1 protein-coding gene is annotated in these 1247 nt (G+C 73.1%); it reads right to left on the bottom strand.

Going from position 1 to position 1247, the window contains the following annotated elements:
* Positions 1–968 (bottom strand): cytochrome P450 (locus FNX44_RS26975; RefSeq protein WP_153507786.1); only part of this gene is annotated, 968 nt, incomplete at its 3' end.
* Positions 969–1247: the final 279 nt, after the last annotated feature.

The raw sequence follows: 1247 nt of genomic DNA, 5'->3' as shown, positions 1-1247 counted from the left end.
AAGAGACAGCGCAGCCGCTGCCCACCCAGCTCACAGTCCGCCGCCACCGTCCGACGGAACTGGACGATCGGAGAGGAGAACCGCACGATCTCCTCCACCGCCCCCGGCAGGCCGCCCGCCAGATCCGCGCACAACCGCTCCCGCTGCGCGGGATGCGCCGTCAACAGCCACAACCCATGCGCCAACGCGTTCCGCGTCGTCTCCACGCCCGCCACCAGCAGCAACGAGAAGAACGCACCGAGCTCCCGCCCCGTGAGCGACCGCCCGTCCACCTCCGCGCTCACCAACGCCGAGACCAGATCCTCACCAGGCCGCCGCCGACGCTCCCGACCGAGCGCCACGATGATCCGACGCATCTCCGCCAACGCCCGCAGCCCCCGCGCCGGCGACCTCAGCCGCGCCGCCACCCCCCGCCGCACCCCGGTGTGCTCCGACGCGGCCGCCACCAGCGCCATGACGCGCTCCCGCTGCACCCGCGGAACGCCCATCATCGAGCAGATCACCTCGAACGGCATCGGCGCCGCCACCGCCGAGACGAAGTCCACCGGCCGATCCCGCTCGACCGCCGTCACGATCCGCGCCGCGATCTCCACCATGTCCCGCTCCACCCGCTCCAACAGCCGCGGCGTGAACGACCGGGACACGATCCGCCGCAACACGGCGTGCCGCGGATCGTCCAGGTTCACCATCGAGTCCCCGAACACCCACCGCACCCACCGCGCCGGCGGCGGCGTGGTCACCCCCGGACCGCTCAGGAACAGATCCGGCCGCCGACTCGCCACCATCACGTCCGCGTGCCGCACCACCGCGTACCAGCCGCCGCCACGCTCCGGCACAAAGGCCAGACCCTCACGCTCCCGCAGCCGCGCGAACACCTCGGCGCGCGCCCGCGCGGGCAACGCCCAGAAACCGGGATCGGCCGGCGACCCACCCGCAGGACCGCCGCCGACCAGCACACCAGAGGACATCTTCACTCCCGTTTCTCACACGCTTCCACGACGACCCCGAATCCCCCCACCCGTCCACCGCGGCCCGCGCTCGCCGACCGTGATCCCGCAGTCACCCCGCCGTCACCGCAGCGGATCCGACGCCGAAGGCAACCCCTCCACCGTGAACTCCGGCAGCAGAGCCTCCACCGCCTCCCGATGCGCCGCCGGCGCACTGCCGTCCGACGGGTTCGGCACATGCGGAACCTGCAACCGCACCACCGGTCCCGAACCCAACCGCGCGAACCCCCGCCCCGGCAC

The sequence above is a fragment of the Streptomyces alkaliterrae genome, from assembly GCF_007097205.2.
GTDB lineage: Bacteria > Actinomycetota > Actinomycetes > Streptomycetales > Streptomycetaceae > Streptomyces > Streptomyces alkaliterrae.
This window is presented reverse-complemented; position numbering and strand designations above follow the sequence as displayed.